A 25,646-nucleotide genomic window follows, 5' to 3' on the forward strand; every position below is an offset into this window, starting at 1 on the left:
TTGGGACTACTTCTTCTTCTTGGCGCGGGAGACCTGATTCAGGGCGACGGCGGCGCGGATCAGCGCCTTCAGCGCGTCTTCGTCGACGTCAGCCCCCTCCGGAAAATCGATGGCACGGCGCGTGTTGCCCTCGAGGCTGGAGTTGAAAAGACCGGCGGGATCGTCGAGTGATGCGCCCTTGGCGAAGGTCATCTTCACCACGGTCTTGTAGGTCTCGCCGGTGCAGAGAATGCCGTCATGCTCCCAGACCGGCACGCCGCGCCACTTCCATTCCTCGGTCACCTCGGGATCGGCCTGCTTGATCACCGCCCGCAGCCGCGCCAGCATGGCGCCCCGCCAGTCGGCGAGCTCGGTTATGCGTTTGTCGATCAGCATCGACGGGGATTCGGTTTCAGTCGTGCTCATGGTGTCTCCCGTGTCAGAGGCGTTCGCCGGGAAGGGATGCTGCCTGCCGGATCCAGCCGGAGAGCAGCGCTTCATCGAGGTCCTCGCCTTCGTGAATATGGAAATAGCGCGTTTCCGCGGTTTTCGAGGCGACCGGCGGCACCGGATCGAGCGTGGTGCCGCGAAAGAAGGTCAGCTTTATGTATTTCGCAAAACAGTGATAGCTGAGAAACCAGCCGTCGCCCTCCTTGCCATAGAAGGGCGAGTTCCATTTCACCGCCTTGGCCACGCCGGGCACGGTCTCTTCGACCAGCGCATCCAGCCTGCGGCCGACGTCGCTTTTCCAGCCGGGCATGGTGGCGATATAGGCCTGGACCGGCCCGTCGCCATACCCCTTCGCAATCTGCGGATTGCCGCCGGATAGCAGTACCGGTTTGTCGCTCATCCTTGCCTCCTAACCGCGTCGTGCACGGGCAATATAGGGCATGGCGAAGAGATAGAGACCGCTGATCAGCAAGAGGATCAGCGGAAACAGCGCCAAAAGGCCGATCCAGAGCGGCGGCTGGCCCTGCGTCATCGCCGCGATGTTGACGAGCACGGCGAGCGTGAAGAGGATCGAAATCCAGCGGTGACCCTGGCGGATCAGGAGGTTCCAGTTCATTGCCGCGTCTCCCTATTCCAGCTCTGCCAGAACCCGCTCGAGGCTGGTGAAATGCGCCTCCCAGCCATAGCGGGCGCCGCCGAAGGCCTGCTTCTGTTCCGGCCGGAAGCCGGTCTGCTCCATTCGCAGATGCGTGCCCGTCGCGGTCGGGGTCAGGGTGAAGCTGACCACGCTCGTGAGGTTGAAGGCCGGGTCCTCATGCGGATGATCCCAGCGATAGGTCAGTACCTTGCCGGGCTCGACCGTCAGCACCTCGCAATCGACGCCGCCCCAATCGCCGTTCAGCCGGAAGGCGTGGCCGGCGACGGGCTGGAAATCGTCGTTGCGCATCAGCCATTCCGAAATCAGGTGCGGCTGCGTCAGGGCACGCCAGAGCTTTTCCGGCGGATGGGCGATGTCGCGCTCGACGATGACGGAGCGCGTCACGGATGCGGTGGTCATTGATCCATTCTCCTCAGCAAATTTTCGAGATCGTCGAAGCGCTGCTCCCAGAACCGCGCCATCTGGCTGGTCCAGTCGACCAGCGGGGTGAGTGCGCCAAGCTGCGCGCTGTAATGCGTCTGGCGTCCCTCGTGGCGATCGCGCACGAGGCCGGCCTGTTTGAGCAGGCCGAGATGTTTGGAGACGACCGGCTGCGAAACGCCGGCCTGCGCCGTCAGCGCCCCCACCGTCTTTTCCCCCTCGCGGCACAGACGCTCGAAGAGCGCGCGCCGCGTCGGATCCGCAAGCGTGCGGAACAGCATGTCATGGGCTTCCGCCATTAGATCCATACCTCGCTGGCTATGGATTTTTATATAGCTGAATGGCTATGAATTAGTCAAGAGGGTTTGCTGCTGCCGGTTTGCAATCGGCTGTTGAGATGGCGATGTCGCGGTGTGGGGATGTGAGCGGTCCACATTCTCAACGTCATCCTCGGCCTTGAGCCGAGGATCCAAGTCATGGGCAGGACGGGTGCGGATGCGTCGATATTCGGGTCAAGCCCGAGGATGACGGAGGAGAGGCGGGCGGCAGGAGATGACCGGGGCATACGGGGTCGTCTCAATAATAGCCGCAGGCCTATATATCAGCCGGCGGGAAGCGGTACGAATTCTTCCTCGTCGCCCGGCACGATGTCGAAGCGGCCGGTGCGCCATTCCTCCTTGGCCTGCTCGATGCGCTCCTTGGAGGAGGAGACGAAGTTCCACCAGATATAGCGCTTGGAGCCAAGTGCTGCGCCGCCGAAGACCATGATGTGACAGCCCTCCGGCCCGGCCTTGAGCGTGATGGCGTCGCCGGCGCGGAAGACGAGCAGCTGGTCGGCGGCGAAGACGTCGCCCGCCACATCCAGCGTACCTGAGAGCACATAGACCGCGCGCTCCTCCCAGTCCGCCGCCAGCGGTGCAGCAGCGCCCGGTGCAAGCATCAGGTCGGTATAGAGCGTATCCGTGGGCACGCTGACCGGCGAGGCATGGCCCTCGTACTTGCCGATGATCGTGCGCCCGGTAATGCCATCAGCCGAGAAGGCGGGAAGCTCGGCTTTCGTCGTGTGCGAAAAGACCGGCGCCATTTCCTCATGGCTGTCGGGCAGCGCAAGCCATGTCTGCAGCCCGGAAATCGACTGCGGTTTGCCGCGCAGGTTTTCCGGCGAGCGCTCCGAATGCACGATGCCGCGCCCCGCCGTCATCAGGTTGATGTCGCCGGGCGCGATGACCATTTCGGTGCCGAGGCTGTCGCGGTGCTTGATCTCGCCGTCGAACAGATAGGTGACGGTGGAAAGCCCGATATGCGGATGCGGCTTGACGTCGATGGCCTCGCCGGCGCGCAGCAGCGCCGGCCCCATGCGGTCGAAGAAGATGAACGGCCCGACCAGCCGGCGCTTCGCCGTCGGCAGCGCACGCCGCACCTCCAGCCCGCCGATATCGCTGGTGCGCGGAATGATCAGATGCTCGAGCGCATCGCACGCCGCCGCATCGCCGGCCTCGGGGTCTTTTCCGGGAAAGAAGCTCATTGCGCCCTCCTGTGATTGGGTTTGTTGGGTGCATGCTAGCGGGCAGGCTGGGGTGTGGATAGGGCGGCTGATGTTGACGGTGTGGTCAATCTTTTCCGCCTCTGGCCTTTGCCGTGATCCGCGCCATATTCGCCGAGAGCAGGGAGACGACAATGACCGGACAGGAACTGGCAGCACTCTACCGTGGCTATATCGCCTGCCTCAACAGGCAGGATTGGGCCAGCCTCGGCAGCTTCGTCCACGAGGAGGTGCATTACAACGGCACGCGCATCGGCCTTTCCGGCTATCGCACCATGCTGGAGGGCGATTTTCGCGCCATCCCGGACCTGCATTTCGCCATCGATTTCCTGGTGATCGAGCCGCCGCGCGTGGCAAGCCGCCTGCTGTTCGACTGCACGCCCTTAGGCGAACTTTTCGGCCTGCCGGTCAATGGCCGCAGGGTGTCGTTCACCGAAAACGTCTTCTACGAATTCGAGGATGCACGCATCCGCAATGTCTGGTCGGTCATCGACAAGGCGGCGATTGCCGCGCAGCTCTGAGCCTCACGCCCCGTCGAGCGGCTCCGTGCCCTGCGGCTTGCCCGCGCGGTCGAGGCGGATTTTTTCGATGCGGTTTTCGGCGGCGGAGAGCAGCGTTTCGCAATGTTTCTTCAGGGCCTCGCCGCGCTCGTAGATCTCGATGGAGCGGTCGAGCGGCACGTCGCCGCGTTCCAGCGCGGCAACGATCTTTTCCAGTTCCTCGACAGCCTGTTCGAAGGAGAGGGCGGAAACGTCTGGAGCAGGGGCGGCAGTGGAATTGGTCATGGTCAGCCTCTCATCAGGCGGTAGATATGGGTGGCGGCGGATTCGGCCAGGCCCTGAAGGTCGTAGCCGCCTTCCAGCAGGCTGACCACCCGGTTGTCTGCCGATTTTTCGGAAAGTTCCATCAGCTTGGCCGTCGCCCAGTCGAAATCGTCGGCGACGAGATTGATCTGCGCCAGCGGATCGCGGTGATGCGCATCGAAGCCGGCTGAGATGATGATGACGTCGGGCTTGAAGTCCGCGACACGCGGCAGGACGCGGGACTTGAACGCCTCGCGAAAATGGTCACTGCCGTCATTGGCCGAGAGCGGTGCGTTGACGATGTTGCCCGCCCCCGTCTCGGTCTTGGCGCCGGAGCCGGGATAGAGCGGCATCTGGTGCGTCGAGCAGAACAGCACGGACGGGTCGTCGTAAAAGATGTCCTGCGTACCGTTGCCGTGGTGCACGTCCCAGTCGACGATGGCGACGCGCTCGGCGCCATGAGCCTTCTGGGCGTGACGCGCGGCGATGGCGGCATTGTTGAAGAAACAGAAGCCCATCGCCCTGTCGCGCTCGGCATGGTGGCCGGGCGGGCGGGCGAGCACGAAGGCATTGTCTGCCTTGCCGGTGAAGACCGCATCCACGGCGGCCAGCGCCCCGCCGATGCCGGTCAGGGCCGCCTGAAAGCTGGCAGGGCTGGCATAGGTGTCGGATTCGACCTGTTCGATGCCCTCTTCAGGGATCGCCGACATCACGGCGCGCAGATGGCTTTCCGGATGGGCGAGCAGCACGAAATCCTCGTTGGCCTGCGGCGCCTTCTCGCGTTTCAGCGGGAGAAAGCGCTCGTGTTCCAGCGCGAGATTAATCGCGCGGATACGGTCGGACCGCTCCGGGTGGCCCTCCGGCGTGTGATGCTCGAGGAAGATCGGGTTCTCTAGGAGACACGTCGTCATGGCCGGAAGCTATCCATTGCAATTGGCGAGGTCCACGGGAAATGGGCCAGCGGCACCGTCTTTTCAACAGTCACGGTGCAAGCAGCAGTTTTCCGGTGCGGGCCGGGTCGCCCTGCCGGGCTAGTGCTGCGGGCAGGTCGGAGAGGGCAAAAACCGTATCGATGGTGGAGGCGAGATACCCCGCACGGATGCGGGCGAAGCTGCGCTCGAATGCGGCGGCGATCTCTGCGCGCGGGGCGGAATGCACCCAGTTGCGCAGCCAGAGGAAGGAGAAGGCGACATCCTCACGGCGGGCAGTGACGAGCGCCGGATCGAGCTGCGAGCCCGAAAGCGCGCCATATTGGATGAAAGCGCCACCGCGGCGGATGGCGCGGAAAAGCCCATTGCCCGCCTCGCCGCCGACGGCATCAAGGACGGCATCGAGCGACGGAGCATTGGCGATGACGATTTCGACGGAAAAGCTCTTGGCCAGCCGTTCGGCCGTCGCGGCGCTGCGGACCAGAGCGACGGGATGGAAACCGGCCTCAGCCAGAAGCGTGAGCAGCATCCTGCCGATGGCCGACGCTGCTGCCGTTACGCCGACGCGCTGGCCCGCAGCCAGGCCGAAATGCGTTTTGACTGCATCGACCAGCCGGAAGGCCGTGAGCGGATTGACATAGGCCATGGCAGCCTGATCGTCGGTGAGATCATCCGGTACGGCGAAACACCACGCGGCCGAGCGCACCAGATATTCCTGCCAGAGCCCGCTTGCGCCGATTGGCAGCACGCGCTGGCCGATGGCAAGATCGTCCACGCCCTCGCCAAGGCGGGTGATTTCGCCGACGCCCTCGAAACCGGGCACGAAGGGCAGGGTGGTGCGGCTGCGATAGGCGCCGGTGACGGGTATGAGGTCGGAGGGGTTGATCGCGGCGCGGCGGATGCGGATCTCCACCTCGCCGGGACCGGGGGCCATGCGCTCCGCCTCCTCCAGCCCGATCACTTGCCGGGGGTCGCCGAAGGCTCTAACAACGGCACGAAGCATAAATCGACCCCGGGATTAAGACGTGGAACAGGCGGCAGACATCACGGTCAGCGAAGTCAGGATACCGTTTCGCGATATAGACATGCACGGCCATATGCACAATGCCGCCTACTATGCCCATGCGGAAGCGGCCGTCGCCGGGCTGTGGCGCCACCGGCCGGTCGGGCAAAACGATCCCGTCTATTTCGTGCGCAAATCCGGCTGCACCTTCCACAAGGGCCTGCGGCTGGATGACATTGCCTGTTCCAAGGTCTCGGTCACGCGCATCGGCGCGACCTCGCTCAGCTTCGCCGTGGCGATCGCCTGCGATGGCGCAGCGGTGGCGGATCTGGAGATCGTCTGGGTCGCCGTCGATCCCGCAACCCGCCAGCCCGTCAACGTGCCGCAGCCGATCCGCGACTGGCTGAAATCATTCCTCGCCTGAGGCGGTCTCGACGCTGAGCCAGCCCGGCCGGCAATCCTCGAAGGAATGGTATTGCGGCTTGAAGGCCGGATCGGTGGGCTCGTCGAAGCCGCCGATCAGCAAGGCCACGACCGGCTCGTCGTCGATGGCACCGATGGAGCTGCCGCAGGCCAGGCAGAAGGCGCGGCTGGAATAATCCGACGAGCGCCAGGTCGAGGGTTTTGCACCCGTGCCGGTCCATTGCACGCGCTCCGTGGGAAATTCCACCCAGGCGGCGGTCGGTGCGCCGGTGTGCTGCTGGCAGAAGCGGCAGGAGCAGGTATGCGGCTTTTCCGCCGGCCCCGTCGCCTCGAAACGAACGGCGCCGCAGAGGCAGCCGCCGGTATAGATCTTTTCGCTCATCCTGTTCCCCCCAGCTTGCGAAACAAAGTCGCAATGCCCATGCCGCCGCCGATGCCCATCATGGCAAGCGCCTCGGTTCCCGCATCCGCCGCCCGCATCTGCGCGAAGAGCCGCGTGACGAGGATGGCACCGGAGGCACCGTAGGGATGGCCGAGCGCAAGCGCACCACCCTCGCGGTTGACGATCGCGTGATCGATGCCGAGCGCATCGAGACTGGCGAGCACCTGGGCGGCGAAGGCCTCGTTGAACTCGATATAGGGGATGGCCGCGGCATCGAGACCCGGATTGCGCGCGACAAGCTTTTCCATCGCCGGAACGGGGCCGAGGCCGAGCAGGTTCGGATCGACGCCGACCGTGGCGCTGTCTATGAATTCCAGGAGCATCGTCAGGCCACGCCGACGGGCTTCCGCCAGCGAGGTCACCAGCACGACGGCGGCACCGTCATTGACCGGGCAGGCATTGCCCGCCGTCACGGTCCCATCCGGGCAGAAGACCGGCTTCAGCGCCGCAAGCTTTTCCAACGAAGTGTTTTCGCGCGGGCATTCGTCCTGCGAGACGCGGCCGTTGGACGTCTCGAGCGGCACGATCTCGCCGGTAAAGCGCCCGGCCTTCTCAGCGGCCACCGCGCGGCGATGGCTTTCCAGCGCAAAAGCATCCTGCCGTGCGCGGCGGATGCCGGCATGGCGGGCGACGTTCTCGGCGGCGATGCCCATGTCGGGGTCGCCAATGGCATCGGGCGCCATGCGGGCGCGGCGCACCGGTTCCGGCGCGCCGTCGGGTGTGAGCGGCGGGCGGAAGCGCAAATGGGCGCGGCTGCTGCTCTCGGTGCCGCCGGCAAGATAGATGCGCCCGGCGCCTGCCGTCACCAGCCGGGCGGCAAGCGCGATCGCTTCCAGTCCCGAGCCGCATTGCCGGTCGATGGTCATTCCGGGCACGGAAACGGGGAGCCCCGCCTCCAGCGCCGCGAGCCGCGCCAGGTTGCCGGCGCTGTTGGCGGCATTGCCGAGCAGCACATCATCGACATCTTCGGCGGCAAGGCCGGTGTCTTGGAGGATGCGGCGGAGAAGCGGCGCGGCAAGGCTTGCCGGCTCGATGGCCGAGAGCGTGCCGTTGACCCGGCCGATCGGCGTACGGAAGGCCGCGGCGATGACGGGAATGCGTTCGGGATCAGCGGAGCGGTTCAAGGACATCGCTCTCCTCCGCCACCCATTGCCGCACGGTTTTCGCCGCCACCTTGCCCGAAGGGGTGGTCGGCATTTTCGCGCAGAGCCAGAGCCGGCGCGGCTGCTTGTAGCGCGGCAGGAGATCCGCCAGCGCCGTGGTGAGTGCCTCGGCCGTCAAGCCTGGTGCTGCGGGCTCGATCACCGCCACCAGTTCGCTGCCGAGATCGGCATGGTCGCGGCCGAAAACATGGGCGGCGCGCACGAAGGGCAGGCTTTGCAGCGCCGCCTCGACCTCGGAGGGGTAGATGTTGTTGCCGCCCGACAGAACCATGCCACCGGCGCGCCCGAGCAGATGCAGCGTGCCGTCCGCCTCCAGGAAGCCGAGATCGCCGACCGTCGCCAGCGCGCCGAATCGCGCCAGCCCCGCACCGTCGCCGGCGCCGAGATAACCGGTGGCGATGAGCGGGCTTTCGACGAAGACGGTGCCGGTCTCACCCGTGGGCAGGGGATGGCCAGCCGCGTCGAGCACTGAGATCGCAACCCCGGGAAAGGCCTTGCCGACGGCCGTGGACGAGGCCGCGTCGCTGGGCGCCGTGACAGTGATGAAGCCGAGTTCCGAGGCGCCGTAATATTCCCTGAGTGCCGCGCCGGGGAAATGGCTGCCACAGAGCGCGTGGTCGCTCGCCGTGAGCTTCGCACCTGCCACGGTGATAGCGGCGACATCGTTGAGCTGCGCACCCTCGCAGAGTCTGCGCAGCATGGTCGGCACCAGAACGAGGCGCTGCACCGCGTGCTGCCGGATCGCCTCCTGTGCGGCGTGCGCGTCAAAATGCCGGGTGGAATGGAAGGCGGCGCCGGCCAGCAGGCACTCCGTCATGGCATAGAGCGCCAGCCCGTGGGCGAGGGGGCCGGGGGCATAGGTGCTGGTCTGCGCCGTAATGCCGAAGAACGTCGCCCCGGTGGCGAGGCTGATGCGCCAGGACCTGCGGTCGCGGATGATCGGTTTGGGATCGGCCGTCGTGCCTGAGGTGAAGACGATGAGGAACGGTGCATCCGCCAGCCCCTCGGTCAAGGCCGGATCGGTCGCTTCGGCTTGCTCCGCGATGATTTCGGCAACACCTCGTCTGGGATCGATGACGCGCAGCGCGTCGCCTTCGGCCGTGACGATGAGGTCGGGATCGATCTTGTCGAGCAGCCGCTGCCGGGTGGCTTCAGGCAAATGCGGATCGATGAGCGCAGCGCACATCTGGCCCGATGTCGCGGCGGCGAAGGCGGCGGGGAACAGCGCATGGTTGCCGGCAATGATCGCGATCAGCCCGCTTTCCGGGCCGATACTGCTCCGGCCGTCCGACGCCATCGCGGAAAACGTGGCGTGGAGACGCCGGGCCGTGGCCACAAGCGCGCCATAGGACAAAACCCGGCCTTCCATCTGGACGGCCGGGTTTTCAGGGTTTTGGGCGGCGTGCCGTTCGAGGGCGCCGGAAAGCGGCATCGGCTCAGGCGCGCTGCGGCAGGAGCGGATAGCCGGCGAGCACCGCGCGGCCGGCCAGCATCGCGACGAAGGCCTTGATGAGATCGCCCGGCAGGAAGACCAGCGAGGCGGCTGCCGTCTCGAAGAACGCCTTGCCGCTCATATAGGCAAGCCAGGGCATGCCGAAGAGGTAAACGACGCCGATGCCGCCGATGACGGCGGCCGCGAGAAAGGAGAGGAGCTGCGAGAGTTCCGGCTGCTCTTCGCGCACGAGGCGTTCGGCGATCAGGCCGCAGACGAAGGCGCCGAAGACCCAGCCGACGAGATAACCCGCCGTCGGGCCGGCGAAGACCGCGAGGCCGCCACGGCCGCCCGAAAGCACCGGCAGGCCGATGGCGACGAGCAGCAGCACGAGCAGCACGGCGGCGGCACCGCGCCTGGCGCCGAGGATGCAGCCGGCCAGCATGACGCCGAGCGACTGCGCGGTGATCGGCACCGGAATGAAGCCGAGCGTGATCGGCGGCAGCAGGCCCAGTACCACGATGATCGCAGCGAAGAGGGCGATGAGGACGATATCTCTGGTTTTCATCTCGGGTTCCTGTCGGACAAAACTGGGTCGAATGTTTACTGACGCCGAAAGCCGCGCGCGTCAATCGCCATGGCGATCGTATCCGCGTCCTTCAGCGTCAGGATGATGAGCGGCACGAGCGTGGTGAGCGGCCGCACCGGCAGGCCGCGCGCCTTGTGTGCGGCCGATATCTCGCCGTAGCGCGCGAAAATCTCCGGCACGAAGCGGATGACGAGGCCGACCGCGAGACTGACATCCGCCGCCCGCACGAAACCGAATCGCTCCAGCGGCGTGATCAGCCGGGTGATCTCGTCCATGAAGGCGGAAATGCCCGTCGTCGCCGTCACGGCGGCGGCCAGCAGCACCAATGTGGAGAGCCGGCAGAAGACGACGGCGCCCTCGTGCGGCGACTGGAAGACGGTATTTGCCGCCGCGACGAGCAGCACGGTGAACAGCACGAAACGGGTGCGCCGCGCGGCCTCGGCAACACCGATGCCCGTCGAAAGATAGAGCGCAACGGAAAGGCCGAGCGCCGGCACGAGCAGGCGCAGATCGGAAAGCAGGAACAGCAAGATGGCTGCCGCAAACAGCACGATCAGCTTGCCGCGCACCGGCATGCGGTGCAGCGGCGAATTGCCCTCGATATCGAGCCCGTTCAGCATGCCGCGATCTCCCGGTAGGCGCGGATTGCCTCCGCCGGTCGATCGTCTGCCGCCAGCCGGCCCTCATGGAACACCAGTACGCGATCGAATTGCTCGATGAGATCAAGGTCGTGGGTGATCACCAGCACCTGCTCCGGCAGGCCGGCAATGGTGCGCTCGATCAGCGCGCGGTTCTTCAGGTCGAGCTGGTTGGTGGGCTCGTCGAGGATCAGGAGTTCCGGGCCGGTGACGAGCACGCTGGCAATGGCGCCAAGCTGCGTTTCGCCGCCGGAAAGCTCATGTACACGACGGCGGGCGAGATGTGAGATGCCAAACCGGTCGAGCACGGCCTCGGTGCGCTCGGCGATCTCGACCTTGCCGAGGCCGCGGTTCTTCAGGCCGAAGGCAATGTCTTCGGCCAGGATCGGCAGGATCATCTGGTGCTGCGGGTTCTGGAAGATGAAACCCGTCTTGCCGCGCGCGGCCTGCTCGTCCCCGACCGTGTCGAGCCCGCCGACCGTGACGGTGCCGGCTGTCGGCTTGACGAGCCCGTTGATCAGCCGCGCCATGGTCGTCTTGCCGGAACCGTTGAGGCCGACGACGCCGATGCGCTGCTCCGAGAGCTGCAAATCCAGCGGCTGGAGCGCCGTGCGGCTGCCATAGGCCACTGTGGCAGCGGAGAAGACGATGTCCAAGAGCACGGTCCCGGTTCGCGGATGGGTGCAGGACCTATAAGCAATTTATCGATAGGTGCGAAGGGTTTTTGCGACGGCCTTCCGCAACAATGTTGAACAATTCGCAGGAAATGTTGAGGCGTCATTCCGGGCCGCTATCGGCTTGACGGAAAACGGGTGGAACAAACCAAGAATATATGCCTATCATCCTGTATGACGATTCTTCTTTCGAATGCCGAAGCCCGACGCATCTTCCTCGCCCGCCAGGGGCTCAGCGCGCCACCCGGCAGGCAGCTCGGCAAGGATGGGCTCCTGCAGCTCATCCACGATATCGGCTTCGTGCAGGTGGACAGCATCGCCACCGTCGAGCGCGCGCATCACCAGATCCTCTTCTCGCGCAACCAGACCTACCGGCGCGAGCATCTGACGGAGCTTCTGGAGAAGGACGGCGATCTCTTCGAACACTGGACGCACGACGCCTCGATCATTCCGAGCACCTTCTTCCGCTATTGGAAACACCGTTTCCGCCGCAAGGAGGCGTCGATCCTCGAGCGCTGGAGCAAATGGCAGGGGGAGGGCTTCGACAAGGCGTTCGACGAGACCTATGAGCGCATCGCGTCCGGCGGCGCCGTGTTGTCGCGTGAACTGAAGACGGACGATCACAAGTCCGGCGGCTGGTGGAACTGGCATCCGAACAAGACGGCGCTGGAATTCCTCTGGCACACCGGCAAACTCTCAATCTCCCGGCGCGAGAACTTCCAGAAGGTCTATGACCTCACCGAACGCGTGGTGCCGCCGCACCATCACGAGCCCGCAGTCGAGCACGAGGCCTTCGTCGACTGGGCCTGCCGCAGCGCGCTGACCCGGCTGGGTTTTGCCACCCATGGCGAAATCGCCGCCTTCTGGGCGCTGATCTCGCCGGAAGAGGCGAAAGCCTGGGTGGACGCGAACCGCGACGAACTGCGCGCCGTCTCGATCGAGACGGCCGATGGCGGCAAGCCGCGCATCGCCTATGCCTTCGATGGCTTCCCGGACAATCTCGGCGATATTCCCGAGCCGCCCGCCCGCCTGCGTGTCCTCTCGCCCTTCGATCCCCTGATCCGCGACCGCAACCGCACCGAACGCCTCTTCGGCTATTACTACCGCATCGAAGTCTTCGTGCCGGAGCCGAAGCGCCAATACGGCTACTACGTCTTCCCGTTGCTCGAAGGCGACCGCCTCGTCGGCCGCATCGACATGAAGGCCGACCGCAAGGCCGGCACGCTCGACGTCAAGCGCCTCTGGTGGGAGCCGAAGGTCCGCGCCTCGGCGGGACGGCTGGAGAAGCTGGAGGCGGAACTGGCGCGGCTTGCGAAGTTTACCGGGGTGGACAGCGTGCGGTATCTGGATGGATGGCGCGGAGATGACGCTTAGCGCCAGGCTTACGTGTCCTGTCGTTTGAGCAGTTGCTGGAGCGGAGGAGGGACGTCTCGACGTTGCTCGCGAAGTGTCTTCGCAAATTTGATCATCGGTTCCGGCGCAATCGTGCCAGCGCGGAATAGTCCTGCTGACGGGTCAGATCCAGAGTTACCGTGTGTTCCTTGTTATTTACGATAAGAGAATACGTGTTTTTGCCGCGTCGGCTTTTTGTGTGCCGATAGGTGATATTGGCTTCAGCGAGCGGGATTCTTTTGGAGTATGTTTCTGTCATCTGGCATCCGGTCTCGATGAGGATCGACCCATCCGTTGCAAAACGTGTGATGCTTGGCGATGCCGCAATCGCCCACCCGATGCCGATAAACAGGCTTGTTCCAAGAACAATCGCAAGCGGGCTTTTAATCCAACGGTAATTGGGCTGCTCTTTTCCTCGTATCCAGTTCCTTAGCCAATGCAGGAAGGCAAAAAGTATCCCCAAAAGTATAAAGCCAGTCAGTTTGAAAAGCGGAATCATCACCATTCGGGAGCCGCAAGACAAAACGCTCCAAGTGCCTTCTTCCAATACGATCAATGAACGTTCCCTCGATGAGTGCGAAGGAACATAAAGGCGAATTACACAGCTTCCGGTAACGGATTCGGTAAAATTTTCTGTGTCTCGCTTGGTTTCAAGCCGTCACCGGCCGCCCGCCAAACGCGCCCTTTGCCTGCTCCGTCAGTGCGCGGAACTTCTCCGAGGCACCCGTCAGCTTGGCGTCCCAGTCGGGGTCCGGCACCTGGCCGCGGATCGTGTCGAAATAGACGGCCATCAGGGCGGCGATGGCGAAGGGTTCGAGTACGGCGGCCTTGAAGGCCCAGGCGAAGACGATGGCGACGATGAAGGTGAGGGCGGTGAGATCGCCGGGGAAGAGGTAGACCACGGCCGCGGCCGGTGCCAGCGCCAGCAGGAAGACGACGATGGAGAGGATCCAGAGGAAGACGGAGAGCCAGACGGCGTTCTTCACCATCTTAAGGCCGTTCTGCGCATAGAGCACGAGGCCGTGGCGCGAGCTTTCCCACGCATTGTCGCTGCCGGTGCGGATGTTGTAGCCGAGGATGATCTCGTCGACATAAGTGAGCGAGAGGCGGATGACGGTGTTGGCGAAGCGCACGATGCCGTCGAGGCCGGGAATGGGGAGAAACGCCGCGATGCCGCCGATGAGACCCGTGATGGCGGCAATCACGCCCTTGATGAGCTGGTCGAGCGCGAAGAGCACATTCGCCTCGCCGAAACGGGCGGTGACGACCTCACGGCCATAGGCAACCTGGCCCTTGCCATCCGGCAGCGGCTCGCCGTCGATCAGCTTGACCATGACGGCGATATGGGCAGCCTTGACCATATAGAGCAGCCATTCGCGCGCCCAGTAGACGGCGGTCCCGACCAGCCCCATGCCGAAGAAGCCACCCCAGACGGCGAAGGATTCCGGGCTGTCGGAAAGCGAACCGACGCCATAGCCGATGCCGGCGCCGGTGCCTGCAGCCAGGATAAAGGCGAGCGTGATGACGAAATAGATCACCATCCGCGTGATGATGAAGGGCATGGTCTTCAGCAGAATGCCGATAGTCTTGCCGATGCTGAAATCCCACATGCCCTGATGTCCCCGAAAATTCCGCGATCCGAACCGTCGCGCCAAGGGCAAACGTTTCGGGATCGCAGGATATTCGAAGACGGCCTGGGACCTAGCAGAGATCCGTCGCGCTGATCTGGATGCCAAACCCCTCGAGGCCGACATAGTGGCGCTCGCGCGAGGCCATCAGGCGGATCGAAGTAATGCCGAGATCCTTCAGGATCTGTGCGCCAAGACCGATTTCCAGCCATTCGCTTTCGCGCGCCTGCGCCTCGTCATGGCCTTCGCGGTCATGTTTGCCCTTGCGGGCCGTCGAGGACTGGCCGACGCCGACGGAGCCTTCGCGCAGATAGACGATGACGCCGCGGCCCTGTTCGGAAATGCGCTTCATGATCGCATCGATCTGGCGGCCCGCCCCAAAAACGTCGTCGCCGACATTTTCGAGATGCAGGCGCACCGGAATGTCGACGCCATCCCGGATATCGCCGAAGACGACGGCGAGGTGCTGCATCGGGTCCCAGGGCAGGGTGTAGGTCAGAGCCTTGGCCCTGCCGTAGGGCGTCTCGATGTCGAAACTGCCGACCTGCTCGATCAGGGTTTCCTTGCGCTGGCGGTAGGCGATGAGATCGGCGACGGAGACCTGCTTCAGGCCGTTCTTTTCTGCGAAGGCCGCGACCTGCGGGCCGCGCATCACGGTGCCGTCGTCGTTGACAAGTTCGCTGATCACGCCGATCGGCGGCAGGCTGGCGAGCCTGCAGAGGTCGACGGCGGCTTCGGTATGGCCTGAGCGCATCAGGACGCCGCCTTCGCGCGACACGAGCGGGAAGATATGGCCGGGGCGCACGAAATCCGTAGCGCCGACATTCGGATTGGCGAGGTTGCGCACCGTCAGCGTGCGGTCGTCGGCGGAAATGCCCGTCGTCGTGCCGTGCTTGAAATCGACCGAGACGGTGAAGGCGGTGGTGTGGGCCGAATCGTTTTCCGCCACCATGGCGTTGAGATTGAGGCGCTTGGCCTCCTCGCGTGGCATAGGCGTGCAGACGATGCCGGAGGTGTGGCGCACGATGAAGGCCATCTTTTCCGGCGTGCAATGCACGGCGGCGACGATGAGGTCGCCCTCGTTTTCGCGGCCGTCGTCATCCATCACGACGACGATTTCGCCAGCCTCGAAGGCACGGATGGCATCGACGACACGCTTCTGATCGTAGCTCATGGCAAAATCCTCTTTCAGGCGGCCAATTATTTCAAACGGCCAGTCTGGCCGCGGTCGCGAAGATAGTGGTCGGCAACGGCGCAGGCGACCATGGCCTCGCCGATCGGCACGGCACGGATGCCGACGCACGGGTCATGGCGGCCCTTGGTGCGCACATCGACATTGTTGCCGTCGGCATCGATCGAGCGGCGCTCGGTCAGGATCGATGAGGTCGGCTTGATGGCAAAACGCGCGACGACCGGCTGGCCGGTGGAAATGCCACCGAGAATACCGCCGGCATGGTTGGACAGGAAGATCGGGTTGCCGTCGTTGCCCATGCGCATCTCGTCGGCGTTTTCCTCGCCGGTGAGTTCGGCCGAGGCAAAACCTTCGCCGATCTCCACGCCCTTCACGGCGTTGATCGACATGAGGAGCGAGGCGATGTCCTGGTCGAGCTTGCCGTAGATCGGTGCGCCGATACCGGCGGGAACGCCTTCGGCGATCACTTCCACGACGGCGCCGATCGAGGAGCCGGCCTTGCGGATGCCGTCGAGATACTCTTCCCAGACGGGAACGATGGCCGGATCGGGGGCGAAGAACGGGTTGTTGTTGACCTCGTTCCAGTCCCAGTTGCGGCGGTCGATCTTGTGTTTGCCGATCTGCACGAGGGCGGCGCGCACGGAAAGCCCCGGCACGACCTTGCGGGCAAGCCCGCCGGCGGCGACACGCGCCGCGGTCTCGCGGGCTGACGAACGCCCGCCGCCGCGATAGTCGCGGATGCCGTATTTGGTGTCATAGGTATAGTCAGCATGGCCGGGGCGGTAGCGCTTGGCGATCTCGCCGTAATCCTTGGAGCGCTGGTCGGTGTTCTCGATCATCATCGAGACGGGCGTGCCCGTCGTGATCATCGTCTCGCCGTCGTCGTCCAGCATCACGCCGGACAGCACTTTCACCAGATCGTCTTCGCGGCGCTGCGTCACGAAGCGCGACTGGCCGGGCTTGCGCTTGTCGAGCCAGGCCTGAATTTCGGCAAGCGTGAAGCGGATGCCGGGCGGGCAGCCATCCACCACGCAGCCGAGCGCGATCCCATGGCTTTCGCCCCAGGTGGTGACGCGGAAAAGATGACCGAAACTATTGTGCGACATGAGCGGACCCGGACCCGATAAACCTTCGCCCCCTCCTTAGTGGAAAAGGCGGGGGCGGGACAAGGGTTTCGCGTCAAGTCCGGTCAGGAAGCGAGCTTCCAGCGCATCTCGCTGCCGAAGGCCAGAAAATCCTCGCGCGACAGCGGCTTGGCGAAGGCGTAGCCTTGCAGGAGGTCGCAGCCGAGCAGGCCGAGCATTTCGGCGTGATCCATGGTCTCGACGCCTTCGGCGACGATCTCGATATTGAGAGAGCGGCCGATCTCGATGATCGAACGCACCAGCGCCTGTTCGTTGTGCGAATTGAGGATGGGGGCGACGAGCTGGCGGTCGATCTTCAGGCGCTTGGGCTTCAGCTTCAGCAGGCTGACGATCGAGGTGTGGCCCGTGCCGAAATCGTCGATTTCGATATCGATGCCGAGCGCCTTGATGCGTTCGAGATTGGAGAGAACAATGTCGTCGCTCTCGTCGAGGAAGATCGATTCCACCAGTTCGAAGGAAATCTGGCCGGGCTGGATGGACAGACCGGTCAGGCTGTCGATCAGGCTTTCGTCGCGCAGGCGGCGCGCCGAGACGTTGACGGAAATCTTCGGCATGATCAGGCCGCGGGCGGCCCAGCGGGCGCAGTCGATGAGCGCCTTTTCCAGCACGATCCGGTCCAGCGTCGCCATGACGTTGAGGTCCTCGGCGATCTTGAGGAAGCGGTCGGGCGTCAGCAGGCCGTCGCGCGGATGGTTCCAGCGGATCAGCGCCTCGGCACCGGCGAGCTTCAGCGTGCCGGCGTCGATCTGCGGCTGGTAGTAGGGCACGAATTCGTTGTTCTCGATGCCAGCTAGAATGTCGTCGGCGATGCGCTTGTTCGAGATGATCTCGGCCTGCAGCATCTCGGTGAAGAATTCGTGGCGGTTGCGGCCCATGGCTTTCGCCCGGTAGAGCGCGATATCGGCATTGACGAGCAGCTTTGCCGTATTGACCGAATGCCCCTCGGCCAGCGCGACGCCGATGCTGACGCCGAAGCGGCAAAGATGCCCCTCATACTCCACCGGCTGCTGCATCAGCGTGATGATGCGGCGCGCCAGGGTGCTGAGATAGGCCTGGTCGGTGGTATTGGTGACGACCACCACGAACTCGTCGCCGCCGATGCGCGCGACGATATCGCCCTTGCGGGTGGAGGCGCGCAGCACTTCAGACGCGTGCACGAGCAACGCATCGCCGGCCGCATGCCCCAGTGTGTCGTTGATCTGCTTGAAGCGGTCGAGGTCGATATGGAGGATGGCTACACGCACCTCCATCGTCTCGCTGAGTTCGGCAATGCCGGTCAGCTCGTCGTCCAGCATGCGCCGGTTGCCAAGCCCCGTCAGCGGGTCGTGCAGGGCGTTATGCTCGATGCGGTCCTTCGCCTGTTCCAGTTCGACGTTCTTTGCGTCCGCCTGTTCCTTGGCAGCCTTCAGGTTCTGCTTGAGAATGACATCCTCGGTCACGTCGAAGGCGAGGCCGACGAGCCTGCGGGTGCCGCCGTGCCCGTGATGGATCTTGCCGACGGAGCGCACGTGACGGATTTCCCCACTCGACAGTATCACGCGGGCTTCGTGCACATAGGGCAGTTCCAGGTCGATGCAGCGGCCGACATTCTCGATGATTCCGTCCCGATCATACGGGTGAATGGCTGAAAGCCAGTCGTCGCGCGTCACCAGACCGTTGGTGAAGGTCAGCCCGTAGAGCTGGTGCATGCGCGGATCCCAGAAGGTCCTGTTGAGGTCGAGATCGGCCTCCCAGAGGCCGCACTGATAGGAATCGAGCGCAAGATCAAGGCGACGGGTGGTCTGTTCCAGCTCGGTGTTCTGCAGATCCGAGCGCTCCTTCGCGTCCTTGAGGCGGGCGTTGACCAGCACGTCCTCCGTCACGTCGAAGGCGAGGCCCACCAGCTTGCGTCGGCCGTCCTGCTCGACATGCAGCTTGCCGACAGATTGGACATGGCGGATCGTGCCATCAGGGTGGACGACCCGCGAGGTGCGCATGTAGGGCACGTTGTCCTCGATGGTCGTGTCGGCCTTGCGCTGGGCGTCCTCGCGATCGTCGGGATGGATGGCGTTGATCCAGGTCTCATGGGCGATGCGCGTGCCGGTGTTCTTCACACCGTAAAGCTGGTGCATGCGGTCGTCCCACAGCGTCAGCCCGTCTTCGAGGTCGGCTTCCCAGAGGCCGCACTGATAGGCGTCGAGCGCGAGGTCGAGACGTCGCGTGAGCTTGGCAAGCTCGGTGTTCTGGACCTCCGCATGCTCCTTGGCGGTCTTCAGCGCCTCGTTGAGCAGAACGTCCTCGGTGACGTCCCAGCTGATGCCGGTGAGCTTTTCCTCGCCGTTCGGACCGATGAGGCGCGAGCCGACATTGCGGATGTGGCGCCAGCTGCCGTCAGGCATGCGGATGCGGTACTGCGACTTGTAGTCGTTGCCGCCGGCGCGGATGAGGTCCATCGCGGCCTTGGCGCTTTCGATGTCATCGGGGTGAAGGGCGGCGCGCCATTCCACGTCGTGCGGGGTTTCGCCTTCAGGGAAGCCATGCAGCCGGTGCATTTGCGCATCCCAATTGCGTGCGCCGCTCGCGAAGTCGAATTCCCAGATGCCGATTTTCGACGCATCGAGCGCGATGTCGAGGCGCTGCGAGAGAGACTGCACCTGCCGCTCGCGCGCCCTCAGACGCGCGATGTTGCGCTGGCGCTCGCTGACGAGGCTGCCCGTCAGGAGGATGGGCACGATGACGACGAGGGCTGCGGCGAGGATGGACATCCGGATCTGCTGCAGGTTTTCCGGCGGATGCTGCCAGCCCTTTTTGGGAACCGCCGCAAGCTCCCAGCGCCCGCCGGGAAAATCGAGAACCTGCACGACCGGATCGTTCTCGAAGATTTCGGCATCGCCGAAGAACGGGTCGATGATGTTGTCGGGTACACTGACATCGCGGATGGCCAGATCGATGTCCGTCGCGTGCTGGGCCATGTCTCCGTGAGCGCGCGTATCGGCACCGAGGAGGCCGGCATCGGAAAAAAGTTTGCGCGCATCGACCAGTCCGTCGATATAGCCCCAGAAATAGGGCCGGGCATCGACCGTCGTGAAAACGGGCATGAAGAGGTGGAAGCCGCGTCCGCCCTTGGCGAATTCGACCGGACCGAACATCAGGGGGCGCCCGCGCGAACGATCCGTCTGGGCGGCCCGGCGGAAGGAGGGGAAGCGGTTGAAGTCGGTTCCGAGATATCGCTGGTTGCCGTCGAGCGGGAAAGCCTGGGAGATGACGCCGCCCGGGGCAACGCCAACACGGCGGAAATGGCTGTTCTGCAGGAGCAGTTTGCGGGCGAAGACGTTGAACTGGAGCGAGGCCTGCTGCGGCGCTACGGCGAACATGTTGGCGACGCTGCGCAGGGCCGAGACATTGCTGTTGACCTCGCTCTGCAGCCGTGCCCCGATCAATGCCAGGTCGCCTGCAACATGGGCCTGAAGTTCGGCGTGGTAGATGCGTTCGTTCTGCCGCTCATAGAAGACGCCTGCCGCCAGGATGACGACGCCCGCGATCGCCGCCGGCACGAGCGAAGGCCGGGCCCATTCTGCGATGGACGCCAGATGATGGCGAAGAGCGGCACGCAAAGGCAACAAACAATCCCCGATTATCCCGAAACGGTACGGGTGCGGTCCTTAAAATTGAATTTATAAGCAACTGAAATACTTGTATTTCCGCCGGTTCGCGTGCGTGTTTTTCCCACTTTGGGGCAAGAGACGGGAGCCAATTGTCTGACAATTCAGGGGATGACATGACAGCCCGCCTTGATTCAGGGGGGCTTTCCAGCCATCCATTGCGGCATTGTGCGCGACAAGGGCGAATTTTGCCATATTTGGGGGGCATCTGACGTGACCAGCAAAAAGACTGATTCATTTCCAGGGGTTCGTACGATGCGGTTGTTGATCGCAGCTTTGATGGCTATGGCCGTTTTCCTTTCGCCGCTCGTCGCATCGGCCGAAAGCGCCGATGTGGAGGCCACGATCACCGGCGTCGATACCGGCAACCTCTCCCTGTCGCTCGACGACGGCAAGAAGTACCAGGCACCGGAGGAGTTCAACTTCGAAGGTCTGGAGCCGGGTGTGAAGGTGCTGGTGTTCTACACCGAAATCGACGGCAAGCGCGTCATCAACGATCTCGAGATCATCCAGTAACAGGCCGCTGATGCGGGTCTGTCCTCAGAGCCAGCGCATGCCCGTTCCGTCCAGCCTGAGCACACGGTCCTGGAAGATGGGCGTGTTGGCCGCTTCTTCCTCTGCCATGCCGTTGAGCCGGAATGCCGCGCGGAAAACGCCGCCGTGGCTGACGCAGACGGTCGGCCGGTCGATCTCGGCGAGAAACGAGCCGATGCGCCAGCAGAGGATTTCGTAACTTTCGGCCGTCTCGCCCGGCGGAATGAAATTCCACTTCGAGCGTCGGCGCTCGCCCACCCGGTCCGGCGTCATCGCCTCCAGCTCATCGAGCGTGTGACCTTCCCAGTCGCCAAAGGAGACTTCGACGAGGCGCTTGTCGGTGCGGTAGGCAAGGGGAGGAAGATCCATGGCACGGCGCAGGATTTCCATCGTCTCGCGCGTGCGCCCGAGCGGGCTTGCCACGAAATCGAAATCCGAAACGGTCTCGCCGAGAAGCGCCTTGAGGGCGCGACCGTTGCCGGCCGCTTGCGCGCGGCCGGTATCATTGAGCGGAATGTCCTTCTGTCCCTGTAGCCTGCCCTCAGCATTCCACGCGGTCTGGCCGTGGCGGATCATGTAGATGAGCAAGATGCGGGGCTCCGGGTCAGTCCTTGATGACGGAGATGTCGGGCGCGTCCACAGCCTTCATGCCGACCACATGGTAGCCGCTGTCGGCGTGATGCGTCTCGCCGGTCACCGAGCGCGACAGGTCCGACAGCATGTAGAGGCCGACATCGCCCACTTCCTCGATGGTGACGGTGCGGCGCAGCGGCGCATTGTATTCGTTCCACTTGAGGATGTAGCGGAAGTCGCCGATGCCGGAGGCGGCCAGCGTCTTGATCGGGCCGGCTGAAATGGCGTTGACGCGGATGTTCTTCGGGCCGAGGTCGACGGCGAGATACTTGACGCTCGCCTCCAGCGCGGCCTTTGCAACGCCCATGACGTTATAGTTCGGCATGACCTTCTCAGCGCCGTAATAGGTCAGCGTCAGCATGGACCCGCCGTCGGTCATCAGCTTTTCTGCGCGACGGGCGACCGAGGTGAAGGAATAGACCGAGATCTGCATCGTCTTGGCGAAGTTGCCCGGCGTCGTGTCGACGTAGCGGCCCGTCAGTTCGTCCTTGTCGGAAAAGCCGATGGCGTGCACGAGGAAGTCGATCTTGCCCCAGGTCCTTTCGATGTTGTCGAAGACGGCATCGATCGACGCTTCGTCGGAGACGTCGCAATCGCCGGCCAGCACGGCGCCGATTTCGGCGGCCAGCGGCTCGACGCGCTTCTTCAGCGCATCGCCCTGATAGGTGAGGGCGATCTCGCCGCCCTGTGCGTGGATGGCCTTGGCGATGCCCCAGGCGATGGAACGGTTGTTGGCGACGCCCATGATGACGCCACGCTTGCCCTTCATCAGACCAGATGCCTGAACCATGGTTTGCCCCTTTGAAATCTAGAGCAACCCCCGCAAAGACGCAAAAAGGCTTTGCGTTCTTGGAGTTGCCTGAAATAAGTCGAAATTGCCTATGGCATAGGCGGCAATGCGGTTCAAGCGCGTGCCAGTTCAGGAACTGTTAGCATCCGTAACAATGGGTGCATCTTTCACTGAAACTTCGTAAATCGATTAAAGGTAGAGGCCTTCGCGCAATGACCGCATGAGGTCGATCATCTTGGCATCCGGCTTTTCCCACAGGAGCAGGCGGATTTCGGCGATGAGATCGCCACGCTCGCCGTTCTCCTTGACGAGGCCTTCGTCGGGAATGCGGATCGTCTGGTCGGAACCGGACCAGGCCGGGACCGTGACCGTAAGCGGACCGGCCGGACCCTCGATGGTCATATCGCAGCCGAGAACGGCATTCTCGATCGTCACCGGCAGATCGACCCTGAGGTCGAAGCCATCGACTCGGAAGCGGCCGGGCGCCACGCGCACGGTCACGACGGCATCGCCGCGCCTGAGGTTCTCGATGCGATGGCCAGCCTCCTTGAGGCGGATCACCTGTCCATCGGTCGTGCCCGCGCCGACCGGCACGCGGATGGTCTGCCCCTCCGGCGTTTCGATGGTCGGACGCACACGGTTGAGGATGTCCTCCACGCTGACGGTAACGTCGGCGACGAGATCCGGCGCCTTTTCAACCGTGGCGCGCGTGCCGCGGATACGGCGGATGATGGCGGAGATGATGGCCGCACCCGGCGCAGTGCCGCGGGCGGGCATCGGCGCTTGCTCGGCCGCCGGGTCTTCGGCTGTCTTGCGGGCCTCCTGGGTGGGGGCGGCTGCACCGGCCTGCGCCTGCGCCTGGGGTTGCGGCTGCGGGCGCGGCTTTGCCTCGGCGGGCTGGCCGCGGGAATCGACGCCGAAGATGCGGGCGATCATGTCTTCGGCGGCCTCGCCGGAGACGCGCGGACCGTCCTGCTGGCGGGGGGCTTCAGCCCGCGCCTTGCGGTCGGCCTGCTGCTGGCGCATCTGCTCCATGCGGCGAAGCTCGGCCTCGCGCTGCTGGCGGTCGTAGCGGGAGCGCTTGTCGGGATCGCGCAACAGATCATAGGCGCGGCCGGCCTCGGTGAAGCGCACGGTCGCGTTGGGGTCGTCGTGATTCTGGTCGGGATGCACGGCTTTGGCCACCGAACGCCACGCTGCCTTGATTTCGTCCTGGCCGGCATTCCGCTTCACGCCGAGAACCGAATAGGGATCACGCATAACTACCACCCGTTTTCGTTTTACCGCTCATGGTAGCGGGCGACGTTCTAACCGCCGGTTACGCGTTAGGGTTTACGGATTGCTAAGATCAGCCCTGAAGGTCGAAGGACAGCAGGAGCCATTCGCCGGAATTTCCAAGGCAGGTGCGCCCGGAATAGTTGGCGATGCCCTGGTAGGAGTGTTTCGTCGTCACGAAATCGCGGCAGGTGCGGCCGGCCTCGTCACGGTTTTCGGCAATCGCGCTGATGACGCCGGCACTGCCCGAGGCGGAATTCGCCCACGGAATCGGGTTGCCTGCGGCCTGGGCGAGATCGGCGGAAGAGACGGCGTTGCGCACGGTCACCTCATCGGAGAGGCGTTCGCCGTTGCCGTTCGCAGCGGCGCTCGTGCGGATGGTGTTGTCGACCTTGCTGTCGGCGAAAAGATCAAGGTCGTTCATGCAGCCGGACAGGAACGCAGCCGCGGTCATTACCCCAGCGATCGCGATGCAACGCGCCCAGTATGGCTTTGTCTCCGGCCGCGATTTTGCTATGACGTCCACTCCATCTGCCTCATGCAGTCAATAGATCGGCATTGAATCGAATATGAGCGAAAATGCGTTAACAAGCGGTGACTTCACCGAGGAAAACGAACCCTATGCCCTGTTCGGAAGCTGGCTCGCAGACGCCGGCAAGAGCGAGCCGAACGACGCCAATGCGCTGTCGCTCGCCACGGTCGACGAGACGGGCCTGCCCAATGTGCGCATGGTTCTCCTGAAGGGGTTCGATGAGCGGGGCTTCGTCTTCTACACGAATTTCGAGAGCCGCAAGGGCCAGGAAATCCTCTCCGCCGGCAAGGCCGCGATGTGCTTCCACTGGAAATCGCTGCGCCGCCAGATCCGCATCCGCGGCGAGATCGAGGTGGTCAGCGATGCCGAGGCCGACGAGTATTATGCCTCGCGGCCGCGCGGCAGCCGCATAGGCGCCTGGGCTTCGAAGCAGTCGCGGCCGCTCGAAAGCCGCTTCGCGCTGGAAAAGGCCGTCGCCGAATACACCGCCCGTTACGCCATCGGCGAAATTCCCCGTCCGCCGCACTGGTCCGGCTTCCGCCTGAAACCCGTTTCGATCGAATTCTGGCACGACCGCCCCTTCCGCCTGCACGACCGCGTGGAATTCCGCCACGCGGACGACGCCAGGGGCTGGACGAAAGTCAGGATGTATCCCTGAGGGGGAGGTTAGTGCCGCATCAGCCGGAAGGGGATGCCGGAGGCGAGCGCCCCGACATATTTCGGCTTCTGATACAGTCCGTTCAGCGAAATGCGGGGCAGTGCCGCTGGCGTGTCAAAGGAGCGGGCTGAGAGCGTACCGGGATCCGTGAGAACGGCCACGCGGAAGCCGAGATCCTTGGCAAGCTGGTGCTCGCGCGGCGAGACGGCGGCACGATTGCCATAGGGATAGGCGAAGGTATCCGGGCGGCGGCCGGTGATTGCGGCGATGCGCTCGGCGGATTCGTCCATTTCGCGGCGGGCTTCGGCGTCCGACAGCCGGGCCAATGCCCGGTGGCTCACCGTATGCGCGCCGATGGTCGCGAAAGGGTTGAGCACGAGGCTCTTCAATTCCGGCTCGCGCATGACCAGCCGTTCCGTGATCATCAGCGGATCGACGCCATGGGCGCGGGCGGAGGCGTCAAGCCTCTCAATGGCCGCGCTTTCCTCGGCATGTGTGTGAATGAACTGGGCGAAGCGCTCGTAAGCCGCCTGCTTCTGAAAGGGGGTGGCGAGCGGCAGGGTGACGGCGCCGGAGCCGAAATCGAAATCGAGATGGGGCGCGACGCGCAAGAGCTCGGTCAGCGTTTCCCACCAGATGCCATGGGTCTTGCAGGCAAAGCCGGGGGCGACGAACACGGTGAACGGCACCTTGTGGCGCGTGAAGACCGGTTGCGCATGCACCGCGTTGTTGCGGTAGCCGTCGTCGAGCGTGAAGGCGGCGAAGCGTTCGCCCGGCCGCGCGATGGCAAGGCGCGCCGGCATGTCGGCGAGCGGCACGAACTGATAGCCTTCTTCCGTCAGATGTCCGATGGCGGCATCGAGGAATTCCGGTGTGATCTCGAGATGGGCGTTCGGGTCGAAGACCTGCGGCATCTTCGGCCGCACATGGTGCAGCGTGAAGATCGCGCCCATGCCGCGCGCCGACGCCATGAGGCCGGCACGCTCCGCCAGATGCGCGACTTCGAGCCCGCCGGTGATGACGGCGCGCTTCAGCCCCTGTCGCATGACGCTACGGATCGGCATTCCCGCCTCCTGATGG

The 25,646-nt window shown here is 64.1% G+C and carries 30 protein-coding genes; 5 read left to right on the forward strand and 25 right to left on the reverse strand.

Going from position 1 to position 25,646, the window contains the following annotated elements; all coding sequences use genetic code 11:
- Positions 1-6 precede the first annotated feature (6 nt).
- From MUU55_RS07505 to MUU55_RS07530, 6 genes are all read right to left on the reverse strand, one after another.
- The gene (locus MUU55_RS07505; RefSeq protein ID WP_244760157.1) at positions 7-405 is read right to left on the reverse strand and encodes a DUF1801 domain-containing protein; all 399 of its coding nucleotides are present in this window, start codon (positions 403-405) and stop codon (positions 7-9) included.
- Positions 406-418: 13 nt separating this feature from the next.
- On the reverse strand, positions 419-829 hold the full coding sequence (locus MUU55_RS07510; RefSeq protein WP_244760158.1) for a DUF1801 domain-containing protein: 411 nt from the start codon (positions 827-829) through the stop codon (positions 419-421).
- Between the two features lie 9 nt (positions 830-838).
- On the reverse strand, positions 839-1,045 hold the full coding sequence (locus MUU55_RS07515) for a hypothetical protein (RefSeq protein ID WP_244760159.1): 207 nt from the start codon (positions 1,043-1,045) through the stop codon (positions 839-841).
- Positions 1,046-1,057: 12 nt separating this feature from the next.
- Positions 1,058-1,486 (reverse strand): SRPBCC family protein, encoded by a 429-nt coding sequence (locus tag MUU55_RS07520; protein ID WP_244760160.1) that lies wholly within the window; start codon positions 1,484-1,486, stop codon positions 1,058-1,060.
- A complete protein-coding gene (locus MUU55_RS07525) occupies positions 1,483-1,806 on the reverse strand; it encodes an ArsR/SmtB family transcription factor (RefSeq protein WP_117368742.1) in 324 nt (107 codons plus the stop codon). Before MUU55_RS07525 ends, MUU55_RS07520 begins: the two co-directional genes overlap by 4 nt.
- 302 nt (positions 1,807-2,108) lie before the next feature.
- On the reverse strand, positions 2,109-3,032 hold the full coding sequence (locus tag MUU55_RS07530) for a pirin family protein (protein ID WP_244760161.1): 924 nt from the start codon (positions 3,030-3,032) through the stop codon (positions 2,109-2,111).
- 152 nt (positions 3,033-3,184) lie between these two features.
- Here MUU55_RS07530 and MUU55_RS07535 point away from each other — a divergent pair, with 152 nt between their 5' ends.
- Entirely contained in the window at positions 3,185-3,571 is a 387-nt protein-coding gene (locus MUU55_RS07535; protein WP_244760162.1) for an ester cyclase, read from the forward strand.
- A 3-nt stretch (positions 3,572-3,574) separates the two neighbouring features.
- On the opposite strand, the gene MUU55_RS07540 is transcribed toward MUU55_RS07535, so the two are convergent.
- The 3 genes from MUU55_RS07540 to MUU55_RS07550 form a co-directional block, all read right to left on the reverse strand.
- A complete protein-coding gene (locus tag MUU55_RS07540; RefSeq protein ID WP_244760163.1) occupies positions 3,575-3,835 on the reverse strand; it encodes an exodeoxyribonuclease VII small subunit in 261 nt (86 codons plus the stop codon).
- Between the two features lie 2 nt (positions 3,836-3,837).
- A complete protein-coding gene (locus tag MUU55_RS07545; RefSeq protein ID WP_244760164.1) occupies positions 3,838-4,764 on the reverse strand; it encodes a histone deacetylase family protein in 927 nt (308 codons plus the stop codon).
- Positions 4,765-4,834: 70 nt separating this feature from the next.
- Entirely contained in the window at positions 4,835-5,785 is a 951-nt protein-coding gene (locus MUU55_RS07550; RefSeq protein WP_342346049.1) for a zinc-dependent alcohol dehydrogenase family protein, read from the reverse strand.
- Between the two features lie 22 nt (positions 5,786-5,807).
- Between MUU55_RS07550 and MUU55_RS07555 the strand changes: the two genes are divergently transcribed.
- Positions 5,808-6,209 (forward strand): acyl-CoA thioesterase, encoded by a 402-nt coding sequence (locus MUU55_RS07555; protein WP_244760166.1) that lies wholly within the window; start codon positions 5,808-5,810, stop codon positions 6,207-6,209.
- Here MUU55_RS07555 and MUU55_RS07560 read toward each other — a convergent pair.
- The 6 genes from MUU55_RS07560 to MUU55_RS07585 are packed head-to-tail and all read right to left on the reverse strand — an operon-like array spanning position 6,195 to position 11,128.
- The gene (locus tag MUU55_RS07560) at positions 6,195-6,590 is read right to left on the reverse strand and encodes a GFA family protein (RefSeq protein ID WP_244760167.1); all 396 of its coding nucleotides are present in this window, start codon (positions 6,588-6,590) and stop codon (positions 6,195-6,197) included. The two genes, MUU55_RS07555 and MUU55_RS07560, sit on opposite strands and share 15 nt — an antisense overlap.
- Positions 6,587-7,774 carry a thiolase family protein gene (locus tag MUU55_RS07565; protein ID WP_244760892.1) on the reverse strand — a complete coding sequence of 396 codons (1,188 nt, stop codon included), beginning with the start codon at positions 7,772-7,774 and terminating at the stop codon, positions 6,587-6,589. The genes MUU55_RS07560 and MUU55_RS07565 overlap by 4 nt, the downstream gene beginning before the upstream one ends.
- The gene (locus tag MUU55_RS07570) at positions 7,758-9,245 is read right to left on the reverse strand and encodes a class I adenylate-forming enzyme family protein (RefSeq protein ID WP_244760168.1); all 1,488 of its coding nucleotides are present in this window, start codon (positions 9,243-9,245) and stop codon (positions 7,758-7,760) included. The genes MUU55_RS07565 and MUU55_RS07570 overlap by 17 nt, the downstream gene beginning before the upstream one ends.
- Before the next feature lie 4 nt (positions 9,246-9,249).
- Positions 9,250-9,813, reverse strand: a complete 564-nt coding sequence (locus tag MUU55_RS07575; RefSeq protein ID WP_244760169.1) for a biotin transporter BioY — start codon at positions 9,811-9,813, stop codon at positions 9,250-9,252.
- Positions 9,814-9,848: 35 nt separating this feature from the next.
- On the reverse strand, positions 9,849-10,454 hold the full coding sequence (locus MUU55_RS07580; RefSeq protein ID WP_244760170.1) for an energy-coupling factor transporter transmembrane component T family protein: 606 nt from the start codon (positions 10,452-10,454) through the stop codon (positions 9,849-9,851).
- Positions 10,448-11,128: an energy-coupling factor ABC transporter ATP-binding protein gene (locus tag MUU55_RS07585; RefSeq protein WP_244760893.1), complete on the reverse strand. Its 681-nt coding sequence runs from the start codon at positions 11,126-11,128 to the stop codon at positions 10,448-10,450. Before MUU55_RS07585 ends, MUU55_RS07580 begins: the two co-directional genes overlap by 7 nt.
- Positions 11,129-11,320: 192 nt before the next feature.
- On the opposite strand from MUU55_RS07585, the gene MUU55_RS07590 reads away from it, so the two are divergent.
- Positions 11,321-12,520: a winged helix-turn-helix domain-containing protein gene (locus MUU55_RS07590; RefSeq protein ID WP_244760171.1), complete on the forward strand. Its 1,200-nt coding sequence runs from the start codon at positions 11,321-11,323 to the stop codon at positions 12,518-12,520.
- A gap of 91 nt (positions 12,521-12,611) precedes the next feature.
- Here the strand turns inward: MUU55_RS07590 and MUU55_RS07595 are convergent, their stop codons facing one another.
- From MUU55_RS07595 to MUU55_RS07615, 5 genes are all read right to left on the reverse strand, one after another.
- On the reverse strand, positions 12,612-13,094 hold the full coding sequence (locus MUU55_RS07595) for a hypothetical protein (protein ID WP_244760172.1): 483 nt from the start codon (positions 13,092-13,094) through the stop codon (positions 12,612-12,614).
- 94 nt (positions 13,095-13,188) lie between these two features.
- Complete coding sequence (locus tag MUU55_RS07600) at positions 13,189-14,148, reverse strand: hypothetical protein (RefSeq protein ID WP_244760173.1); 960 nt, start codon at positions 14,146-14,148, stop codon at positions 13,189-13,191.
- Between the two features lie 91 nt (positions 14,149-14,239).
- Positions 14,240-15,340, reverse strand: a complete 1,101-nt coding sequence (gene ribB / locus MUU55_RS07605) for a 3,4-dihydroxy-2-butanone-4-phosphate synthase (RefSeq protein ID WP_244760174.1) — start codon at positions 15,338-15,340, stop codon at positions 14,240-14,242.
- Between the two features lie 26 nt (positions 15,341-15,366).
- Positions 15,367-16,464 (reverse strand): chorismate synthase, encoded by a 1,098-nt coding sequence (aroC, locus tag MUU55_RS07610; protein WP_244760175.1) that lies wholly within the window; start codon positions 16,462-16,464, stop codon positions 15,367-15,369.
- 83 nt (positions 16,465-16,547) lie between these two features.
- Complete coding sequence (locus tag MUU55_RS07615) at positions 16,548-20,102, reverse strand: bifunctional diguanylate cyclase/phosphodiesterase (protein WP_244760176.1); 3,555 nt, start codon at positions 20,100-20,102, stop codon at positions 16,548-16,550.
- 297 nt (positions 20,103-20,399) lie between these two features.
- Between MUU55_RS07615 and MUU55_RS07620 the strand changes: the two genes are divergently transcribed.
- Entirely contained in the window at positions 20,400-20,660 is a 261-nt protein-coding gene (locus tag MUU55_RS07620) for a DUF1344 domain-containing protein (RefSeq protein ID WP_244760177.1), read from the forward strand.
- Between the two features lie 24 nt (positions 20,661-20,684).
- On the opposite strand, the gene MUU55_RS07625 is transcribed toward MUU55_RS07620, so the two are convergent.
- The 4 genes from MUU55_RS07625 to MUU55_RS07640 form a co-directional block, all read right to left on the reverse strand.
- Positions 20,685-21,266, reverse strand: coding sequence for a histidine phosphatase family protein (locus tag MUU55_RS07625; protein WP_244760178.1), 582 nt, complete (start codon positions 21,264-21,266; stop codon positions 20,685-20,687).
- A 16-nt stretch (positions 21,267-21,282) separates the two neighbouring features.
- The gene (fabI, locus tag MUU55_RS07630; protein WP_244760179.1) at positions 21,283-22,101 is read right to left on the reverse strand and encodes an enoyl-ACP reductase FabI; all 819 of its coding nucleotides are present in this window, start codon (positions 22,099-22,101) and stop codon (positions 21,283-21,285) included.
- 189 nt (positions 22,102-22,290) lie between these two features.
- Entirely contained in the window at positions 22,291-23,361 is a 1,071-nt protein-coding gene (locus MUU55_RS07635) for a DnaJ C-terminal domain-containing protein (RefSeq protein ID WP_244760180.1), read from the reverse strand.
- 88 nt (positions 23,362-23,449) lie between these two features.
- Entirely contained in the window at positions 23,450-23,830 is a 381-nt protein-coding gene (locus MUU55_RS07640) for an RT0821/Lpp0805 family surface protein (protein WP_244760181.1), read from the reverse strand.
- A 115-nt stretch (positions 23,831-23,945) separates the two neighbouring features.
- Here MUU55_RS07640 and pdxH point away from each other — a divergent pair, with 115 nt between their 5' ends.
- Positions 23,946-24,566, forward strand: a complete 621-nt coding sequence (gene pdxH / locus MUU55_RS07645; protein WP_244760182.1) for a pyridoxamine 5'-phosphate oxidase — start codon at positions 23,946-23,948, stop codon at positions 24,564-24,566.
- A gap of 8 nt (positions 24,567-24,574) precedes the next feature.
- Here pdxH and MUU55_RS07650 read toward each other — a convergent pair whose 3' ends face one another.
- Positions 24,575-25,630 carry a polysaccharide deacetylase family protein gene (locus tag MUU55_RS07650; protein WP_244760183.1) on the reverse strand — a complete coding sequence of 352 codons (1,056 nt, stop codon included), beginning with the start codon at positions 25,628-25,630 and terminating at the stop codon, positions 24,575-24,577.
- Positions 25,631-25,646 lie beyond the last annotated feature (16 nt).

The sequence above is a fragment of the Shinella curvata genome, from assembly GCF_022899935.1.
Lineage (GTDB): Bacteria > Pseudomonadota > Alphaproteobacteria > Rhizobiales > Rhizobiaceae > Shinella > Shinella curvata.

Coding starts and splice junctions, on each gene's coding strand:
- pdxH (WP_244760182.1), top strand. CDS start 23,946: ATGAGCGAAAATGCGTTAACAAGCGGTGACTTCACCGAGGAAAACGAA.
- MUU55_RS07515 (WP_244760159.1), bottom strand. CDS start 1,045: ATGAACTGGAACCTCCTGATCCGCCAGGGTCACCGCTGGATTTCGATC.
- MUU55_RS07570 (WP_244760168.1), bottom strand. CDS start 9,245: ATGCCGCTTTCCGGCGCCCTCGAACGGCACGCCGCCCAAAACCCTGAA.
- MUU55_RS07620 (WP_244760177.1), top strand. CDS start 20,400: ATGCGGTTGTTGATCGCAGCTTTGATGGCTATGGCCGTTTTCCTTTCG.
- MUU55_RS07520 (WP_244760160.1), bottom strand. CDS start 1,486: ATGACCACCGCATCCGTGACGCGCTCCGTCATCGTCGAGCGCGACATC.
- MUU55_RS07580 (WP_244760170.1), bottom strand. CDS start 10,454: ATGCTGAACGGGCTCGATATCGAGGGCAATTCGCCGCTGCACCGCATG.
- MUU55_RS07640 (WP_244760181.1), bottom strand. CDS start 23,830: ATGACCGCGGCTGCGTTCCTGTCCGGCTGCATGAACGACCTTGATCTT.
- MUU55_RS07590 (WP_244760171.1), top strand. CDS start 11,321: ATGACGATTCTTCTTTCGAATGCCGAAGCCCGACGCATCTTCCTCGCC.
- MUU55_RS07600 (WP_244760173.1), bottom strand. CDS start 14,148: ATGTGGGATTTCAGCATCGGCAAGACTATCGGCATTCTGCTGAAGACC.
- MUU55_RS07650 (WP_244760183.1), bottom strand. CDS start 25,630: ATGCCGATCCGTAGCGTCATGCGACAGGGGCTGAAGCGCGCCGTCATC.
- MUU55_RS07530 (WP_244760161.1), bottom strand. CDS start 3,032: ATGAGCTTCTTTCCCGGAAAAGACCCCGAGGCCGGCGATGCGGCGGCG.
- MUU55_RS07560 (WP_244760167.1), bottom strand. CDS start 6,590: ATGAGCGAAAAGATCTATACCGGCGGCTGCCTCTGCGGCGCCGTTCGT.
- MUU55_RS07525 (WP_117368742.1), bottom strand. CDS start 1,806: ATGGCGGAAGCCCATGACATGCTGTTCCGCACGCTTGCGGATCCGACG.
- ribB (WP_244760174.1), bottom strand. CDS start 15,340: ATGAGCTACGATCAGAAGCGTGTCGTCGATGCCATCCGTGCCTTCGAG.
- aroC (WP_244760175.1), bottom strand. CDS start 16,464: ATGTCGCACAATAGTTTCGGTCATCTTTTCCGCGTCACCACCTGGGGC.
- fabI (WP_244760179.1), bottom strand. CDS start 22,101: ATGGTTCAGGCATCTGGTCTGATGAAGGGCAAGCGTGGCGTCATCATG.
- MUU55_RS07545 (WP_244760164.1), bottom strand. CDS start 4,764: ATGACGACGTGTCTCCTAGAGAACCCGATCTTCCTCGAGCATCACACG.
- MUU55_RS07505 (WP_244760157.1), bottom strand. CDS start 405: ATGAGCACGACTGAAACCGAATCCCCGTCGATGCTGATCGACAAACGC.
- MUU55_RS07635 (WP_244760180.1), bottom strand. CDS start 23,361: ATGCGTGATCCCTATTCGGTTCTCGGCGTGAAGCGGAATGCCGGCCAG.
- MUU55_RS07535 (WP_244760162.1), top strand. CDS start 3,185: ATGACCGGACAGGAACTGGCAGCACTCTACCGTGGCTATATCGCCTGC.
- MUU55_RS07575 (WP_244760169.1), bottom strand. CDS start 9,813: ATGAAAACCAGAGATATCGTCCTCATCGCCCTCTTCGCTGCGATCATC.
- MUU55_RS07540 (WP_244760163.1), bottom strand. CDS start 3,835: ATGACCAATTCCACTGCCGCCCCTGCTCCAGACGTTTCCGCCCTCTCC.
- MUU55_RS07550 (WP_342346049.1), bottom strand. CDS start 5,785: ATGCTTCGTGCCGTTGTTAGAGCCTTCGGCGACCCCCGGCAAGTGATC.
- MUU55_RS07510 (WP_244760158.1), bottom strand. CDS start 829: ATGAGCGACAAACCGGTACTGCTATCCGGCGGCAATCCGCAGATTGCG.